The 18562-nt window shown below is 18.0% G+C and carries 15 protein-coding genes and 2 tRNA genes; 2 read left to right on the forward strand and 15 right to left on the reverse strand.

What is annotated here, in order from left to right; translation table 11 throughout:
• Window positions 1–32: 32 nt before the first annotated feature.
• From rnc to GJT92_RS00875, 11 genes are all read right to left on the reverse strand, one after another.
• On the reverse strand, window positions 33–710 hold the full coding sequence (rnc, locus tag GJT92_RS00825; protein ID WP_168919617.1) for a ribonuclease III: 678 nt from the start codon (window positions 708–710) through the stop codon (window positions 33–35).
• Window positions 711–766: 56 nt separating this feature from the next.
• The gene (gene lepB, locus GJT92_RS00830; RefSeq protein ID WP_246209067.1) at window positions 767–1558 is read right to left on the reverse strand and encodes a signal peptidase I; all 792 of its coding nucleotides are present in this window, start codon (window positions 1556–1558) and stop codon (window positions 767–769) included.
• 150 nt (window positions 1559–1708) lie between these two features.
• Window positions 1709–3499, reverse strand: a complete 1791-nt coding sequence (gene lepA / locus GJT92_RS00835; protein WP_168919618.1) for a translation elongation factor 4 — start codon at window positions 3497–3499, stop codon at window positions 1709–1711.
• A gap of 68 nt (window positions 3500–3567) precedes the next feature.
• On the reverse strand, window positions 3568–5607 hold the full coding sequence (locus GJT92_RS00840; protein WP_168919619.1) for a M3 family metallopeptidase: 2040 nt from the start codon (window positions 5605–5607) through the stop codon (window positions 3568–3570).
• Between the two features lie 88 nt (window positions 5608–5695).
• Window positions 5696–6439, reverse strand: coding sequence for a 23S rRNA (guanosine(2251)-2'-O)-methyltransferase RlmB (rlmB, locus tag GJT92_RS00845; protein WP_168919620.1), 744 nt, complete (start codon window positions 6437–6439; stop codon window positions 5696–5698).
• 57 nt (window positions 6440–6496) lie between these two features.
• Window positions 6497–7444, reverse strand: a complete 948-nt coding sequence (gene miaA, locus GJT92_RS00850; RefSeq protein ID WP_168919621.1) for a tRNA (adenosine(37)-N6)-dimethylallyltransferase MiaA — start codon at window positions 7442–7444, stop codon at window positions 6497–6499.
• 9 nt (window positions 7445–7453) lie between these two features.
• The gene (gene mutL / locus GJT92_RS00855) at window positions 7454–9175 is read right to left on the reverse strand and encodes a DNA mismatch repair endonuclease MutL (protein WP_168919622.1); all 1722 of its coding nucleotides are present in this window, start codon (window positions 9173–9175) and stop codon (window positions 7454–7456) included.
• 70 nt (window positions 9176–9245) lie between these two features.
• Window positions 9246–9319 (reverse strand) — tRNA-Gly (locus GJT92_RS00860).
• A gap of 68 nt (window positions 9320–9387) precedes the next feature.
• Entirely contained in the window at window positions 9388–9933 is a 546-nt protein-coding gene (gene orn / locus GJT92_RS00865; protein WP_168919623.1) for an oligoribonuclease, read from the reverse strand.
• Window positions 9934–10869: 936 nt separating this feature from the next.
• On the reverse strand, window positions 10870–11835 hold the full coding sequence (gene epmA / locus GJT92_RS00870) for an elongation factor P--(R)-beta-lysine ligase (RefSeq protein WP_168919624.1): 966 nt from the start codon (window positions 11833–11835) through the stop codon (window positions 10870–10872).
• A gap of 26 nt (window positions 11836–11861) precedes the next feature.
• Entirely contained in the window at window positions 11862–12431 is a 570-nt protein-coding gene (locus GJT92_RS00875; RefSeq protein WP_168919625.1) for an elongation factor P, read from the reverse strand.
• Window positions 12432–12503: 72 nt separating this feature from the next.
• On the opposite strand from GJT92_RS00875, the gene GJT92_RS00880 reads away from it, so the two are divergent.
• Window positions 12504–13481: a KamA family radical SAM protein gene (locus tag GJT92_RS00880; RefSeq protein WP_168919626.1), complete on the forward strand. Its 978-nt coding sequence runs from the start codon at window positions 12504–12506 to the stop codon at window positions 13479–13481.
• Between the two features lie 113 nt (window positions 13482–13594).
• On the opposite strand, the gene groL is transcribed toward GJT92_RS00880, so the two are convergent.
• A complete protein-coding gene (gene groL, locus GJT92_RS00885) occupies window positions 13595–15241 on the reverse strand; it encodes a chaperonin GroEL (RefSeq protein ID WP_168919627.1) in 1647 nt (548 codons plus the stop codon).
• A 71-nt stretch (window positions 15242–15312) separates the two neighbouring features.
• The gene (locus GJT92_RS00890; RefSeq protein ID WP_168919628.1) at window positions 15313–15603 is read right to left on the reverse strand and encodes a co-chaperone GroES; all 291 of its coding nucleotides are present in this window, start codon (window positions 15601–15603) and stop codon (window positions 15313–15315) included.
• A gap of 334 nt (window positions 15604–15937) precedes the next feature.
• Here GJT92_RS00890 and GJT92_RS00895 point away from each other — a divergent pair.
• Window positions 15938–16010: transfer RNA gene (locus GJT92_RS00895), tRNA-Phe, on the forward strand.
• Window positions 16011–16223: 213 nt separating this feature from the next.
• Here GJT92_RS00895 and GJT92_RS00900 read toward each other — a convergent pair.
• Window positions 16224–17381, reverse strand: coding sequence for an OmpA family protein (locus GJT92_RS00900; RefSeq protein ID WP_168919629.1), 1158 nt, complete (start codon window positions 17379–17381; stop codon window positions 16224–16226).
• 166 nt (window positions 17382–17547) lie between these two features.
• Window positions 17548–18555, reverse strand: a complete 1008-nt coding sequence (gene ygfZ / locus GJT92_RS00905) for a CAF17-like 4Fe-4S cluster assembly/insertion protein YgfZ (protein ID WP_168919630.1) — start codon at window positions 18553–18555, stop codon at window positions 17548–17550.
• Between the last annotated feature and the right edge of the window lie 7 nt (window positions 18556–18562).

Genomic DNA, 18562 nt, shown 5'->3' on the forward strand with positions numbered 1-18562 from the left:
AATTACCTTTTATTAAAAAAAAAATTATTAAATTAAATGCCTAATTTTTTTAAGGCTTGCTCTGCAGCCGATTGTTCTGCTTTACGACGACTTGAACCTTTTCCTGTAATAATTGTGGATATTCCACTAATTTTACATTGTATTATAAATTTTTGATTATGTATTTCTCCATTAATTTGTAAAACAAAATAATGAGGTAATGGAAGATGTGATTGTTGTAAATATTCTTGTAATCTAGTTTTAGGATCTTTTTGATTATTACCTGGTAATATTTTTTCTAACCTTAGTTGATACCAAATTAATATTATTTTTTCTACTATTTTTATATTACTATCTAAGCAAATACTACCTATTAAAGCTTCCATAGTATCTGCAAGAATAGATTCTCTATTATATCCTCCATTTTTAAATTCTCCAGGACCTAAAAATAAATATTCACCTAATTTAAATTCTCTTGCGATACTAGCTAAAGTATTTCCTCTAACTAAAGTAGCACGCATACGACTCATATTACCTTCATTTACATTAGGAAATTTATTATATAAGGCTTTAGCAATTATATAACTTAAAATAGAATCTCCTAAAAATTCTAATCTTTCGTTATGTTTACTACTTGCACTTCTATGTGTTAAAGCTTGATATAATAAATCTTGATGATTAAAAATATAACCTAATTTTTGTTGTAATTGACTAATCATAATAAAATTCATATAACTGTATTTTTAATCTAAAATATATTATATAAAATAAATAATATATTTTAAAACTAATTAATTTTATGTATTCGATTAAATCTAATTTTAATAAATTGTGTATTTGTATTTTTTCCAATACTAAACCAAATAAAAATTGCTTTTCCTAATAAATATTTTTTATTAACAAAACCCCAATATCTACTATCATAACTTTTATCACGATTATCTCCCATCACAAAATAACATTTATCAGGAACTAACCAAGTATATTTTGGAAAATTTTTTTGTTTATAAATTTTTAAAAATTCATTTTTTATTTCTGGTAAAAATAAAATTTTATGTGGTAATTTATTTATATTTTCTGTATATTGAAAAAATCTTAATTTACCAAAATAATGATGTTTTATTAAATTTTTTTTAAAATTATAAATTTTTTTTTTATTTTTAATAAAAATATGAAAAAAATTACTTTTTTGAAGATTATTATATTTAATAATATATTTTTTTATATTTCTTTTAGAATATAATATAATTTGTTTATTTTTTTGATCATAAAAAATAAAATCACCTGGTAGTCCAATAATTCTTTTAATATATTTTTTTTTAACATTTTTAGGAAATTTAAAAACAACAATATCTCCTCTTTTTGGAAATTTATTTTTAATAATATATTTATTATTTAAAGGATTTTTAATACCATAAATAAATTTATTTACTAAAATAAAATCACCTGATAATAAAGTTGGCATCATAGAATCAGAAAGTATATAAAAAGGTTCATATATAAATAAACGTATTATAAAAATAAATAATATTATAAAAATTAAAAATTTTATTTGTTTTATCCAATCTTTTTTTTTCATATATTTATATAAATTTTTAATATTTTTATATAAATAAAAATTTTTTAATATTTTTATTTTGTAAAAAAAATATATAAAACCTAACAATAAAATACTTAAAAAAAATATTTTTATATTTATCTTATTCATGTTATTCATATTTTACATAAATTATTTTGTTATTTGTAATATAGCTAAAAAAATTGAAGATGGTAATAAAACATTTCCAAAATTTTTCATACGTTTTTTCCCTTCTTTTTGTTTTTGAATTAATTTTTTTTTTCTACTAATATCTCCACCATAACATTTAGCAATAACATTTTTACGTAATTGTTTAATAGTAGTACTAGAAATAATTTTTTTCCCAATTACTGCTTGAATAATAATATCAAATTGTTGTCTAGGTATTAGTTTTTTTAATTTTTCTACCAATATACGACCATAAGAATATATTTTTTTTTTATATATAATTGTTGTTAGTGCATCAACACATTTTTTATTAATTAATACATTCATACAAACTAAATCAGATTTTTTAAATTTTATAAAATTATAATCTAAAGATGCATATCCTTTTGTAATAGATTTTAATTGATCAAAAAAATTTATAATAACTTCAATCATAGGTATTTCATAAATTAAAATTACATTATTGTCATGATATATTATGTCTACTTGTACTCCATTTTTTAAAATACATAATTTAATAATCTTACCTATATATTTTATAGGAGATAAAATTTTACATTTTAAAATAGGTTCTTTTATTTCTTTTATTAAATGAAATAAAGGAAATTTTGATGGATTATCTACATATAAAATTTTTTTATTTATTGTTTTTATTTGATATTTTACAGTAGGTGTAGTCATAATAATATCTATATTATATTCTTGTAATAAACGTTGTTGTATAATTTCCATATGTAATAAACCTAAAAAACCACATCTAAACCCAAAACCTAATATATCAGAATTTTCTGGTTCAAAAAATAAAGAAGAATCATTTAAACTTAATTTTTTTAATGCATTACTAAATGTTTGATATTCATTAGATATAGCTGGAAATAATCCAGCAAAAACTTTAGGAATACTTTTTTTAAAACCATCTAATATAGAAGTAGCAGGTTTTGTATATGACGTTATTGTAGCTCCTACAGGGACATCATTTATATTTTTTATACCTAATACTATCCAACCTACTTCACCACATTTTAAATTATCTAATTCTATTTTTTTAGGTGTAAAAATACCAATTTTATCTACAAAATATTTTTTTTTTGTATTCATTATTACTATTTTCATTCCTTTATAAATTTGTCCATTTTTAATACAAATTAATCCTACAACTCCTAAATAATTATCAAACCATGAATCTATAATTAAAGCTTGTAAAAATGTATTAATATTACCTTTAGGTGGTGGAATAATTTTAATTAAATTTTCTATTATTTTTTTAACTCCTAATCCAGTTTTAGCTGAACATTTTAAAATTTTTTGAGATTTAATTCCTATAATTTCTTTTATTTCTTTTTTTGTTTTTTCAATATCTGCAGTTAATAAATCAATTTTATTAATTACAGGTAAGACTTTTAATCCCATTTTAAAAGCAGTATTACAATTAGATAAAGTTTGTGCTTCTATACCTTGGGTAGCATCTACTAATAATAAAGCACCTTCACATGCTGATAAAGATCTAGAAACTTCATAAGAAAAATCAACATGTCCTGGTGTATCAATAAAATTTAATTTATATAAATTATTATTCTTAGTTTTATAACTTAAAGAAACACTTTGTGCTTTTATTGTAATACCTCTTTCTTTTTCTAAAATCATACTATCCAAAACTTGAGATGTCATTTCTCTTTTTGATAATCCACCACATATTTCTATTAATCTATCTGCTAATGTTGATTTACCATGATCAATATGAGCAATAATTGAAAAATTACGAATATTTTTCATAAAATTAGATTTTTATAAACCTTATGTATAAAATAATTTTACATAAATATAAATAAATAAATATTTATTTATATTTTAATACCTCTTTGTAAGAGTAAAGAATCACTATTTAATTTTTTACCTCTAAATTTTTCAAATAAAATAATAGGATCTTGAGAGCTACCTAAAGATAAAAGATTATCTAAGAATTTTTTCCCTATTACAGGATTAAATAATCCATTTTTTTTAAAATAAAAAAATGAATCTGCAGCTAATTGTTCTGACCATAAATAACTATAATATCCAGCTGCATATTCTCCACCAAAAATATGATTAAATACATTAGTATATTTATTCCATTTAGGAATAGGTGTAATTGTTATTAAATTTTTTCTAATTTTTTCTATTAAATCTAATATTTGATCATTATTTTTTTTAGGATTAAATTCATTATGAATTTTTATATCAAATAAACTTAATTCTATTTGACGCATAAGAGATAAAGCAGCATTATATTTTTTAGATGAAATTAATTTATTCATTACATCTATAGGTAGATTTTCATTGTTTTGATAATGACTAGAAATAATTTTTAACGATTTTAATTCCCAACACCAATATTCCATAAATTGACTAGGATATTCTATTATATCTAAAGGAATCCCATTAATTCCTGATATATTTGGTATTTCTATTTTTGAAGTAATATGATGTAAAGCATGTCCAAATTCATGAAATAAAGTTAAAACTTCATTATGATTTAATAAAAAAATATTATTTATTGAAGGAGTAAAGTTACAATTTACATAAGCTACTGGATATTGTAATATTTTATCATTTTTTAACATTTTAGTTTGACATATATCCATCCAAGCTCCATTTCTTTTTTCTGAACGAATATATAAATCAAAATATATACTACCATATAATTTATTATCGGAATTAAAAACATCGAAAAAAATAACATCTTTATTCCAAACTGATATTTTTCTTTGTTTAAATAATAAACCATATATTTTTTTTACAATTTTAAACATACCTTTCATAACTGAAGAAATTGGAAAATAATTACGTATATTATTATCATTAATACCATATAAATAAAATTTATATTTTTCTGAAAAAAAAGTTATATCCCATGGATTAATATTAATTATGTTATATTTTTTTTTAATAAATTGTTTTAGATTATATACTTCTTTTTTTGCTTGTTTTTTAGATAATTTAATTAATTTATATAAAAATAATAAAACATTATTAATTTTTTTTGCTGATTTAGTAGTTAGAGATTGTTCAGAATAAGAATTATATCCTAATAAATTTGATAATTTTAATCTTAAAGACAATTCTTTCATTATAATAGGTTCATTATCTAATTTATTAGAACTAATAGAAGAAGCTCTTGTATTATATTTATAATATATTTTTTTTCTTAAATTTATATTTTTTGAATATGTAATTATTGATAAATATATAGGCATATCTAAAGTAATTAGATATCCTTTTTTGTTTTTTTGTAAAGCATTATTAGCCATAATATTTATTATATAATTTGGTATGCCAGTTAATTTTTTTTTATCTGTTATATTTTTTTCCCATTTTAAAGTACTATCAAATACATTATTATTAAAATTATTTTGTAATTTTGATAAATATGTTATTATTAGGGAATATTTTTTTTTTTTTTCTTGACTTAATAAAATTCCTGATAATTTAAAATCACGTATTATATCATCAATAGATTTTATCTGTAATTTATTAAAATTTAAATTATTTTGATTATTTTTTATTTGTATATAAGCATTATATAATTGTGTATTTTGTTGAATCCATATATTATAATCAGTAATCATTTGTGTAGTAATTTCATAAATTTTTCTTATTTCTTTGTTATTACATACATAATTTAAATGATTTATTGGAGAAAAAATACGATATAATTTTTCATGTAATTCTAATATTGGTTGACAAAAATTTTGCCAATTATAATTATTTTTATTTTCATTTAAAATTTTATTTATTTTTTTTTTACATAAATTAATTGTAATTTTAATGGCAGGAATCATACAATTATTAGTTATTTTATTAAAAGGAGGTAATAAAAAATAAGATAATAAGGGATTGTTCATATTTACTCCTAATTTTTATTTATTAGCACATAAAATAAATTATTTTTAAATATATATTTTATAAATAATTAATATAAAAATTTTAAAATTATAAAAAATGATTTTGTCTAATTATTTCAAATAAAAAAATTCCAGTAGCTACAGAAACATTTAATGAATTTACATTATTACGTATAGGTATAGAAAATAATTCATCACAATTTTTTTTTATAATAGATTTTATTCCTTTATTTTCTGATCCCATTATTAAACATATAGGATAAGATAATTTATAATTATAAAAAATTTTATTTTTTTGATTATTATCAGCACCAATAATAAATATATTATATTTTTTTAAAATTTTAATAGTATTGAGAATATTTTTTACAAAAATAATTGGAATATTTTCTGATGTTCCACAAGATACTTTTTTAACGGTAGCATTTATTTTAACTGAATAATTTTTAGGTAAAATAATCATACTAACTTTAGCTGCAACTGCACTTCTAATACATGCTCCAAAATTATGAGGATCAGTAATTCTGTCTAAAATTAAAATTAATATTTTTTTTGTTATATTTATTATATTAATAATATCTTTTTCATTAAAAGATTTTGTTTTATTTATAAAACCTATACATCCTTGATGGATACTATTACTAGTTTTTTTATTTAACCATTTTTTACTTACTTTATGTACATTAATATTATGTTTATTAGCATAAAATAATAATTCTTTAATTTTATTAGTTTTTTTTTTGCTATTTAGAATAAATATTCTTTTTAAAGAAATAGGATTTTCTTTTAAAACATTAATAATAGAATATATTCCAAATATAATATTTTCCATATTATTTCGATTAATTATTTATAATTAATAAATATATCATAAAATATTAAATATTTTTTAAATTAACTTCTTTTTAATAAATTTTTGAATATAATTATAAGCTTTACTTATATCATTACTATCTAATAAACATATATTTTCCCAATGACGTAACCAAGTTAATTGTTTTTTTGCTAAATGACGTGTTGCAATTACTGTTTGTTTTATCATTTCATTATAATTAATTTTATTTAATATATATAAAAACATCTGTTTATATCCAATACAACGAATAGAAGGAAAATTAATTTTTAAATACTTATTTTTAATAAGGTAACGCACTTCTTTTTCAAATCCTAATTTTAACATTTTAAAAATTCTTTTTTCTATATTATTATATAATATATTACGATCATAATAAGTTAGTCCAAATTGATATATTTTATAAGGAATTTTTTTACCAGGAATTTTTATTAATTCACTTAAAGTTTTTCCTGTTAAAAAAAATATTTCTAAAGCTCTTAAATTTCTTTGATTATCATTATAATGAATTTTTGTTGCAGAAATAGAATCTATTTTTTTTAACATATCATGATATGAATTATATATTTTTTTATTTATTTGTTTTGTAATTATATTACGAATATCAATGTTTGAAGCTGGTAAAGGAGACATAGTATTTATTAATTTGTTATAATAAAACATACTACCTCCAACTAAAAATGGTATTTTACCTTTTTTAGTAATTTTATTCATAATATTTAAAACATCATTATAAAATTCCATAACAGAATAAGATTGATAAGGTTCTTTAATATCAATTAACCAATGTTTTTCATAAAAAATATCAGTTTTTTGAGGTTTATCTGTTCCTATATTCATTTTTTTATAAATTAAAGAAGAATCTACGCTAATTAATTCAATAGGTAAAATTTTAGCTAAACGAGTAGCTAAATAAGTTTTTTTAGATGCCGTTGTCCCCATTAAAAAAATAGCAATAGGTAATTTTTTATTTTTATTATGCATTAATATAATTTATATATTTATTGTACAAAATAATTCTTTTATTGAAAAATTATTTTGTTCTAATTTTAATAATTCTAATTCCATTAATAAATCTATTATATTATAAAAATTCCATATTTTAGAAATATTTATTATATAATTGATAACCCATTCTATAATTTTTTTTAAAGAAATTATTTTTATATTTAAAAAATATTTTAATAAATTAAAAAAAAAATTTTTTATATTAAAAATAGAAAATGATGAAAAAATAGGTACACATGTTATATTTATAGTATATTCATTATTTAACAAAATAATAAATCCTAATTTTTGTAAAAAATTTTTTATTTTATATAAACAAAAATACTCTTTTTTATTTATTTTTGTTTTAATATTAACTTGAGTACTTTTTATAATATTTTTATTTTTTAAATGTAATTTTATTTTTATGTTTAATAATAAAAATATTAATTTTTTTATTAAAATAGAATACAAAAAATTATTTTTTTCAACAATGATATAAGTATTTTTTAAGATTATTAAAAATTTACCAAAATTTTTAAAATTAAATATTGGTATATTATCTAAATATACTAATTTTTTTTTTTCTATATTATTAAATAAAAATTTTGTTTTTTTTGGAAAATTTTTTTGAATAAAAAAATCTTTTGAATCATCTAATTTTAATTTATTATCTTTATTATTATCAATAGAATTAATAATATTATTTTTACATATTTTATTTATTAAATTATTACACAATTTTTTTAAAATACTCTTATATATAAAATTATATAATGTTTGTATATTATAAAAACATACATCAATTTTTTTTGGATGAATATTTATATCAATTAAATTAGGTTCTATTTCTAAATAAATTAAATAAGAATATTTATAATCTTTACTAAATTTATTTAATATTATTTTTTGAACAATACGATTTATAAATTTAGTATGTATAATACGATTATTAACATAAAAATATTTAAAATTACCAGAATTTTTTTTTTGATTAAATATATTTAACAATCCATATAATTTTATTTTTTTATAAATTGAATTAATTTCTAATGAGTTTTTTACAAAATTATTACCATAAATAATATTTACTCTATTTATATAAGAAATATTATCTGTTATTTGTTTAAAATTATAAATAATTTTATTGTTATATTTAAATTTTATTCCTATTTTTAATTTTATTAAAACAATTTTTTTAATTATGTTCTTAATATATATAAATTCGATTCTTTCATTAGAAATATATTTTCTTCTTGCAGGAAAATTATAAAAAAGATCAGATAAAACAACAGTAGTACCTATAGGATGAGAAATTGGTTTTAAATAAATTATTTTTTTATTAAATCCTTCTGTATATAATTGCCATGCTATTTTTTGCTTTAATGTTTTAGATGTTATAGTCATTCTAGATATATCTTTGATACTAGTTAAAGCTTCTCCTCTAAATCCAAAACTCTTAAATGAATCTAAATCATTTAAATCATAAATTTTATTTGTAGCATATTTTTTTATACATAAAGTTAAGTTTTTTTTATTCATTCCAGTACCATTATCATTTATATAAATAAGTTTTATACCTCCTTTTTCTACAAAAATATTTATTTGAGATGCTTTAGCATCAATACTATTTTCAATTAATTCTTTAATTACAGTAGCTGGTCTATCAATTACTTCTCCAGCAGCTATTCTTTTAATAACATTTTTTGGTAAAATTTTAATAAACATTAATAATTAATTTGAAAGATTATTTTATAAATATAACATGAAAAATCATAATATTTATAATTAATTGTTAAGCGGGAAACGAGATTCGAACTCGCGACCCCAACCATGGCAAGGTTGTACTCTACCATCCTGAGCTATTCCCGCAAAATAATTAAATATAATAACTAATATTATTAAATAATAATTTCATTTGTCAATAAATATTTAAAATATTATTTTTTAAAAAAATGATTTTGATAAAATCTTAATTCTTCTATTGATTGATATATATCATTAAATGCATTATGTTGATATTTTTTTTTTTTAAATTTAATAAAAATATTTGGATTCCATCTTTTAATAAGTTCTTTTAATGTACTCACATCAATATTACGATAGTGAAAATATTTTTCTAATGTTGGCATATAATTATATAAAAAAATTCTATCTTTATATATACTATTACCACATAAAGGTGAACTTTGTGGTTTAATCCACAATTTTAAAAAATTTAAAGTATATGATTCTGCTTTTTTTTCATTAAATTTACTATTTTTAATTTTATTAATAAGTCCATTTTTTTGGTGTATATTTTTATTCCACTTATTCATTAAGTTTAAAATAATATTATTTTGATATATTGGTATTATAGGTCCTATAGCTATAATTTCTAAGTTGTAATTAGTAATAATAGTAGAAATTTCAATTATATGATCTTTATTTGGATTAAGACCTGTCATTTCTAAATCTAACCATATTAAATTATTATTTACTTTCATAAAAAATATCCTTGAATTAAAAATTAATAAAAAATTATAAATTTAAATATTCCAGAAAAAATAATATTTTATCTTTAATAAAATTTTTATAAAAATTATTTTAATAAAATAAGAAAAAAATATATTTATATATATAATATTTATTATTTAAATCATTAATTATAAATTTTTAGTTATATATTAATAAAAAAGATTTATAATAAATAATTATTTAATATTTTTATTTACTAAAATTTATAAAATAAATATTAAAAAAAACAAATATTATAATTTTTTCAATTATGAAGTTTTAAATAAATTATTTATAAAACATTTAAATATAATTAATAAACTAATTGATAAAATAATTATTATTTGATTTAAAAAAAAGATAAGATTATTAATTAAATAAATATAAATTTTTTTTAAAATTGTAAATATTTATTATTTAATTTTATAAAAAAAAGAAAGAAAATTTTTTAAATAAATAATTTTAAAACATTGATTTAACTAAAAATTATTATTTTAAAATATATATATTTTAAATAATATACTTTACTTATAAAATGTTTTCTTTTAATAATTTAATTTTAAAAACTTATGTAATTTATTTATTTTATATGAAAAATAATTTTTATATTTAAAATATTATTTAGTTTAATAATAAAATTTTAGTTAGATTTAATAATATTATGAAAAATATAAATATTTCTTAATATAAATAATATTAATAAATAAAAGTAAAACTTAAATATAAAAATATATATTAATAGTTTTTACAAAAAAAATTTTATTTATTTTTAAAAAAGGAAAAATAATAAATTATTTTAACTTAAGTTTAAATTATTATTTTATTTAGACTTAAAATAATTAAATTTAATTTAAATTTTCAAAAAAAATATTAAAATAAAAATTAGAAAATTATTACTTTTAATATTATAAAATAAATATCTTATTTTAAGATATATTTATAGAAAAATTTATAATTTCGTGAATAGATTTTTTTTTTAATAAAAACATAATAAATCTATCTAATCCAATAGCCATTCCTGAACAATCAGGTATTCCATATTTCATAGCTTTTAATAAATAGTAATCTATTTTTTTACAAGGTAATCCTATTAATTTAAGTTTTTTATTGTCTTCATCAAATCTTTTTTTTTGTTCATAACTATTTCTAAGCTCATGAAATCCATTACCTAATTCAACACCTTTAAAAAATATTTCAAATCTATTTGCTAAAAAACAATTATTTTTATTAATAGTTTCAGTAGTTCTTTGTGATGCAGGAAAATTATATATTAATACAGGTGATAAAAATCCTAATTTAGGTACAATATATAAATCAAATAATATTTGTAAATAATCATCAATTACATTATTTTTTCTAAAATTAATAAAACCTAATTTTTTAGCAATAATAAATAATTTTTTTTTACTAATAAAAAAAGGATTTATTTTAAAATATTTTAAAAAAATTTCTTTATAAGAATATTTTTTTAATTTATTAAAACCAAATTCTATAAAAAAATTATCAACTTCATTTATTAATTGTTTTAAATTATAATTAATGTGATACCATTCTAACATAGTAAATTCGGGATTATGATATTTACCTAATTCTTCATTACGAAAACTATGACATATTTGATATATTGATTTATTCATTTTTAATGAAAGTATTCTTTTCATATGGTACTCAGGACTAGTAACTAAAAAAAATTTTTTTTTTTTTTTATAATGAATAAAATTTGTTTTAAATTGTTTTAAATAAACATTAGTATTTTCAAATTGTGTTAATATGGGAGTGTCTACTTCAATAAATTTTTTTTTATCAAAAAAATTTCTAATTTTTTTAATTATAAAAGAACGTTTTATTAAAGAATAAATATTCATATTAGGTAATCCATTAAAATTTTTCATATAATTATTATTTTTAATAATATTAGTTATTTGATACGAGAGATATATTTTTTTTTTCTTATATCAATTTTAATAATATCTCCAATTTTAATAAAATTTGGAACTTTTATTACTTCTTTATTACTTAATACAGCTAATTTATTATTATTTATTGTCTCTCCTTTTTTAGACATTAAATTTGTATTAATTACCTTTAAATTAATAAAATTTGGTAATGTTAAAAATATAGGTAATTGATTCCAAAATGTTATATTATAATTAAATTGAGATATTAACCATTTTTTTTTATTTTTAATAACTTTTTTATCAATTAAAATTTGTTCAAAATTTTTTTTATTCATAAAATAAAAAAAATCTTCTTTTTCACTATATAAATAAATTAATTTTTTTTCTAAAATATCTGCAGTATTTAATGTATCAGTAGATTTAAATGTTTTATCAATTAATTTTTCATTAATTAAATTTCTCATTTTTATTCTTACAAAAGATTGTCCTTTACCAGGTTTTACAAATTCATTATTTTCTATAATATAAGGTTGATTAGAAAATATAAATTTCATACCAATTCTAAAATTATTACTACAATAATTAATCATTAATATTTTACCTTTTTTGAAAAAAATATTTTCATTTATAATAATATTATTTTAAAAATATAAAATAATTTTATGAAAAAATTATGGTTAAAACAATTAAAAAATACTGTTAATAATAATATTGATCTTATAAAAATAACAAAAATAAAAAAACAAAATATTAAACAATTTTTATGTAAAAAAAAAAATATATCTTTTAAAATTAAATTACCTAAAATTTTTATTAAAAAAATAGAAAAAAAAAATTATAGAGATCCTATTTTATTACAATTTATCTTTAATAAAAATGAATTAATTTTTCATAAAAAATATAATAGTAATCTATTAAATGAAAATTATATTATCCCAGGAATGATACATAAATATTATAATAGAGTATTAATATTAATAACAGGAATTTGTGCAGTACATTGCAGATACTGTTTTCGTAAAAAAATTAAAAAAATTAATTCAATGAAAAAATATGATTGGATAAAAATAATTAATTATATAAAAAAACATAAAGAAATAAATGAAGTTATTTTTTCAGGAGGAGATCCATTAGTTATAAACGATTATAAAATTAATTTATTAATTAAAGATATTGAAACTATATCTCATATTAAAATATTAAGAATACATACTAGAATAATTTCTATTATTCCTGAAAGAATTACTAATAATTTAATAAAAATTTTTAGTAAATGTAGATTAAACATAGTACTTGTTACACATATTAATCATTCAAATGAAATTAGTGAAAATTTATTTAATAAAATTTATCTTCTTAAAAAAAGCGGTATTACTATTTTAAATCAAAGTGTTTTATTAAAAAATATTAATGATAATTATAAAACTTTAATTAAATTAAGTAATAATTTATTTAATATTGGTATAATTCCATACTATTTACATTTATTAGATAAAGTAGAAGGTAATAGACATTTTAATGTCTCAGAAAATAAAGCAAAAAAAATTATGAGAAAAATATTACCATTTTTATCCGGATTTTTAGTTCCTAAATTAATAAAAGATATTAATGGTAAAAAAAATAAAATTTTTATTAAATAAAAAAAAAAGCTGTGCCTTAAATAAATGCACAGCTATATAAATAAATCAATAAATTTGTAATATTTTATATTAAAATTTTAAATAATAATTTCTTATTTTATTTATTAAATAAATTACATCATACCACCCATACCACCACCCATTCCACCTGGAGGTGTATTAGATATTTCTGATTTTTCATCTTTTGGTAAATCTGTAACCATACATTCTGTAGTAATCATAAGTCCTGCTACAGATGCAGAATATTGTAAAGCTGATCGTGTAACCTTAGTTGGGTCTAAAATTCCAAATTTAATCATATCTCCATATTCTTCATTTGCAGCATTATATCCATAATTACCATGACCATCCTTAACATTATTTGCTACTACTGATGGTTCTTCTCCAGCATTAGAAACTATTTGACGTAAAGGTGCTTCCATTGCTCTTAATGCTACTTTTATACCCATGTTTTGGTCTTCATTTTGACCAGTTAAATTCATTAACTTTGCTGCTACACGTACTAAAGCTACTCCACCACCAGCTACAACACCTTCTTCTACAGCTGCTCTAGTTGCATGTAATGCATCTTCTACTCTAGCTTTTTTTTCTTTCATTTCGACTTCTGTAGCTGCACCAACTTTTAATACTGCAACTCCTCCTGCTAATTTAGCTACTCTTTCTTGAAGTTTTTCACGGTCATAATCAGAAGTTGCTTCATCTATTTGTTGTCTTATTTGATTTACTCTTCCTGAAATATTTTCTTGTTTACCCATGCCATCTATAATTGTTGTTGTATCTTTATTAATAACTATACGTTTAGCTTGTCCAAGATCATCTAATGTAGCTTTTTCTAATTCTAAACCAATTTCTTCTGAAATAACATTACCACCTGTAAGTATAGCAACATCTTGTAACATAGCTTTACGACGATCTCCAAAACCAGGTGCTTTTACTGCAGCAACTTTTACTACACCACGCATAGTGTTAACAACTAAAGTTGCTAATGCTTCTCCATCAACATCTTCAGCTATAATTAATAATGATTTACTTGATTTTGCAACTATTTCTAAAATAGGTAAAATTTCTCTGATATTTGAAAGTTTTTTATCGACTAAAAGTAAATATGGATTATCAAGTTCTACAGTACCTGAATCTGATTTATTAATAAAATAAGGCGATAAATATCCTCTATCAAATTGCATACCTTCTACTACATCTAATTCATCTTGTAATCCAGTTCCTTCTTCAACTGTAATAACTCCTTCTTTACCTACTCTTTTCATTGCTTGAGCAATTAAATCACCTACAGTTTCATCTGCATTTGCAGAAATAGTTCCTACTTGAGCTATAGATTTTGAATTAGAACAAGGAACTGAAATAACTTTTAATTCTTCTACAGCGGCTATAACAGCTTTGTCTATTCCTCTTTTTAAATCCATAGGATTCATACCCGCAGCAACTGCTTTTAACCCTTCACTAACAATAGATTGAGCTAATACACTTGCTGTAGTTGTACCATCACCTGCTACATCATTAGCTTTAGAAGCGACTTCCTTAACCATTTGTGCTCCCATATTCTCAAACTTATCTTCTAATTCTATTTCTCTAGCAACTGTTACTCCATCTTTAGTTATAGCTGGAGCTCCAAATGATTTATCTAATACTACATTTCTACCTTTAGGTCCAAGAGTAATTTTAACTGCATCTGCTAGTACGTTTACACCTCGTAACATTTTTACACGTGCGTCATTACCAAATTTTACGTCTTTAGCTGCCATTTTTAATATTCCTTAATTCATTTTCATATTAAATTAAACATACTTTGTATATTTATTTCATGATAATTTTATTATTTAACAATAGCTAAAATATCACTTTCAGACATTATTAAGATTTCTTCATTATCAATTTTTTCTGTTTTTACACTATAACCATCGTTAAAAATAATTATATCACCTTTTTTTACATCTAATGGTTTTACTGTTCCATTTTCTAAAATACGTCCTCTTCCTACTGCTAATACTTCTCCTCGAGTAGATTTTCCTGCAGCAGATCCTGTTAAAACAATTCCACCTGCAGATTTAGATTCAACTTCTTTTCTTCTTACAATAACACGATCATGTAATGGACGAATATTCATTTAATAATTCTCCTTTTAAGAAGTTTAGTCAATATTTTATAAACTAATTCTAATTTATTTTAATTAATGTGATTTGAAAGATAAGGACATATTTTATATCTTTCAAGGTCTTTTAAAAAATTTTTATTTTTTAATAAAATATTATTTATATTAAAATATTCATTTTATTAATAACTACTTATATAAAGTATCCTACTTAAAATTTTTTTAAAAATAAAAATATAATTTAATTATTATTTAATTATTATTTAATTTTAACATAAAAACATTGACGTTTTATTATAAATATTGGCATAATATATTTTAATTTTTGACATGTTTTTATAATTATTTTGCCCGGATAGCTCAGTTGGTAGAGCAGTGGACTGAAAATCCCCGTGTCGGTGGTTCAATTCCACCTTCGGGCATTTTTTATAAAAAGTGAAAATTATATTTTCGTATTTTAATTCATCTAAATATAGATACAAACATGAAAAAATTTTTTGCATGTTTATATCTATTTATATAATGATCAAAATATATATATTATTACTTAGATAATAATTTAAAAAAAGTTAATTTACTTTATAATTTTCTACTTAAATAAACAAAAACATAAAAAATTATTTCTATAATAAAATTTATTTTTTACAATTATTAAATATATAAATAGTTTTAAAATTATTATCATATAATAAATTATTATTAAAATAAAATTTATAAGTTTTATAATTTTTAAGAAATTTTATTTCAACATAACGATCTAAAACTAAACATTTTTTTAAAAGTTTATAATTTTTTATTAAAATACAATTTTTATTAATCGGTAAACTACCTAAACCTTTAACAATAACTTTTTTACAAAAATTATTATTTTTTTTAGAATTTAAATATTCAATTACTTTTTCAGCTCTTTTTTGAGATAAAGATTTATTATAAATTTTTTCTCCTAAAAAATCAGAGTGTCCTAATATTAATAATTCAGTATTTAAAAATTTTTTATTATTTTTTTTATTTTTATTAATAATTTTATCTAATATTTTTTTTGCTTCTTTATGAAGATTAAAATCATCAAAATTAAAAAATACTTTATATACTAAATTTTTATTTTCAAAATTATTATGTTTTTTATTTTTTATATTATTTATAAAATTTCTTATTGATGGTAAACGAGGTTGATGTGTATTAATAAATTTATAAAATATACTTATACTAAGAATAGAATTATTTGTTTTTTGACCTAAATTAAAAATATTTTTATTTCCAATATTTTTTATCCATTGATATTCTAATCTAGATGACCAATTTTTATTTATTTTATATTCTCCACCAAAAGCAAATAATGGAGAAGCACTATAATATGATTCATCAATTTTTTTATCATAATTACTTTGTTTATTAGTTGTTTTAGCAAAAAAACCACCAAAACGACTATATAAGGATAATTTTTTATATATAGGAAATTTAATTTTAGTACTTAATTGTAATCCATTAGATTCAAAAAAATTTTTAATGTTTTGATCTTGAATATTTTTTCTAATTATACCTAACCAATCAAATCCCATTTCAAAACTTAAAAAATTATTTTCTTGATATCCAAAAAAAAATCCAGGACTAATATTATTAAAATGACTATAAGATTTATTATTTATATCTTTACCAAATAATTTAATATTATTATATTGCGACCATCCTATTTTAGGACCAAAATACCAATAATTATTATTAGATTCAGCATTTGCAATATTACAAATATTAGTTATAATTATGATTATAAAAAAAATAGTTATTTTTCTCATTTTATTTAAACCTTTTATTATTAAAAATAATAATATTAAAATTTTATACTTTATATATCTTTTACTTAATGTAAGTAGAAAATATATAATTTTTAGAATCAAAATATAATTATATTTAAAAAAATATATTATTAATATAACATTTTTAGAAAATAATTTTTTACAATTATTCAAATTTTTTTACAATAAAAAAAATATTTTTTTTATCTTTATTAAATCTAATTAAGGAATTTTTTAAAATATTATTTTTAAAAATAACTTGTATCCAAATTACATTTTTTTTTATTTTTAAAAATTTTAAAATTCTACTTCCTTTTATAATTTCCCATTTATTTTTAATGTTATTTTTTAATTCTAATAAATCATTATATAAAGGTACAAAATTTATTTCTCCTTCTAATAAAAATAACATTTTATTCTTTTTATTTCTAAATTTGAAACTACTAATTATTTCTTGTCCTAAATAACAACCTTTATTATAATTAATCGCATTAAATTTTTCCATATTAATTTGTTGTGGTAAAAATGAATTATAATTATTAATATTGTCAATAATAGGATATCCTATTTCCATATTAAATTTAATCCAATAATTAAAATTAGACATATTAATTTTATTTTTAAGAAGAAAATTTTTTATAAAAAAATTAGAATTTTTTTTTGATAAAATTATAAAATAATAATTATAATAATCAACAAATTTTAATATAATATATTCTTTTATAAAAAATAATGATTTTTTTTTTGAAAAAAAATTAATATTCTTAAATGTTTTTGACATAATATTTTCTAAATTTTTTCCTGATAATCCAAAGAAATTTTTTTTAGTATTTAAAATAATCTTAATATTATATATTAATGTATATTTTTTAATGTCTGTTAAATATTTTTTAATTATATTTTTTTTTATAATACATTGATAATTATTATTAAAATCTTTATAAATATACATATTTGTTAATACTTTACCTTGTGAATTACAATGAAGGGCATTAAAAAATTTAATATTATTATCTAATTCATTTATATTAATTGTTAACTGATTTTGTAAAAAAATTTTACTATCAGGACCTTTAATAATAATTAATTGTAAATCATTTAAATGAATTAATTTTAATTTTTTACTAAAATCATTTTTTTTATCTAAATTAAAAGATTTTTTAAAATTTAACATTTTATTT

Origin of the sequence: Enterobacteriaceae endosymbiont of Donacia clavipes (assembly GCF_012570365.1) — a bacterium.
Classification (GTDB): Bacteria; Pseudomonadota; Gammaproteobacteria; order Enterobacterales; family Enterobacteriaceae.

Coding starts and splice junctions, on each gene's coding strand:
- rnc (WP_168919617.1), bottom strand. CDS start 710: ATGAATTTTATTATGATTAGTCAATTACAACAAAAATTAGGTTATATT.
- lepB (WP_246209067.1), bottom strand. CDS start 1,558: ATGAAAAAAAAAGATTGGATAAAACAAATAAAATTTTTAATTTTTATA.
- lepA (WP_168919618.1), bottom strand. CDS start 3,499: ATGAAAAATATTCGTAATTTTTCAATTATTGCTCATATTGATCATGGT.
- GJT92_RS00840 (WP_168919619.1), bottom strand. CDS start 5,607: ATGAACAATCCCTTATTATCTTATTTTTTATTACCTCCTTTTAATAAA.
- rlmB (WP_168919620.1), bottom strand. CDS start 6,439: ATGGAAAATATTATATTTGGAATATATTCTATTATTAATGTTTTAAAA.
- miaA (WP_168919621.1), bottom strand. CDS start 7,444: ATGCATAATAAAAATAAAAAATTACCTATTGCTATTTTTTTAATGGGG.
- mutL (WP_168919622.1), bottom strand. CDS start 9,175: ATGTTTATTAAAATTTTACCAAAAAATGTTATTAAAAGAATAGCTGCT.
- orn (WP_168919623.1), bottom strand. CDS start 9,933: ATGAAAGTAAATAATAATTTAATATGGTTAGATTTAGAAATGACAGGT.
- epmA (WP_168919624.1), bottom strand. CDS start 11,835: ATGAAAAATTTTAATGGATTACCTAATATGAATATTTATTCTTTAATA.
- GJT92_RS00875 (WP_168919625.1), bottom strand. CDS start 12,431: ATGATTAATTATTGTAGTAATAATTTTAGAATTGGTATGAAATTTATA.
- GJT92_RS00880 (WP_168919626.1), top strand. CDS start 12,504: ATGAAAAAATTATGGTTAAAACAATTAAAAAATACTGTTAATAATAAT.
- groL (WP_168919627.1), bottom strand. CDS start 15,241: ATGGCAGCTAAAGACGTAAAATTTGGTAATGACGCACGTGTAAAAATG.
- GJT92_RS00890 (WP_168919628.1), bottom strand. CDS start 15,603: ATGAATATTCGTCCATTACATGATCGTGTTATTGTAAGAAGAAAAGAA.
- GJT92_RS00900 (WP_168919629.1), bottom strand. CDS start 17,381: ATGAGAAAAATAACTATTTTTTTTATAATCATAATTATAACTAATATT.
- ygfZ (WP_168919630.1), bottom strand. CDS start 18,555: ATGTTAAATTTTAAAAAATCTTTTAATTTAGATAAAAAAAATGATTTT.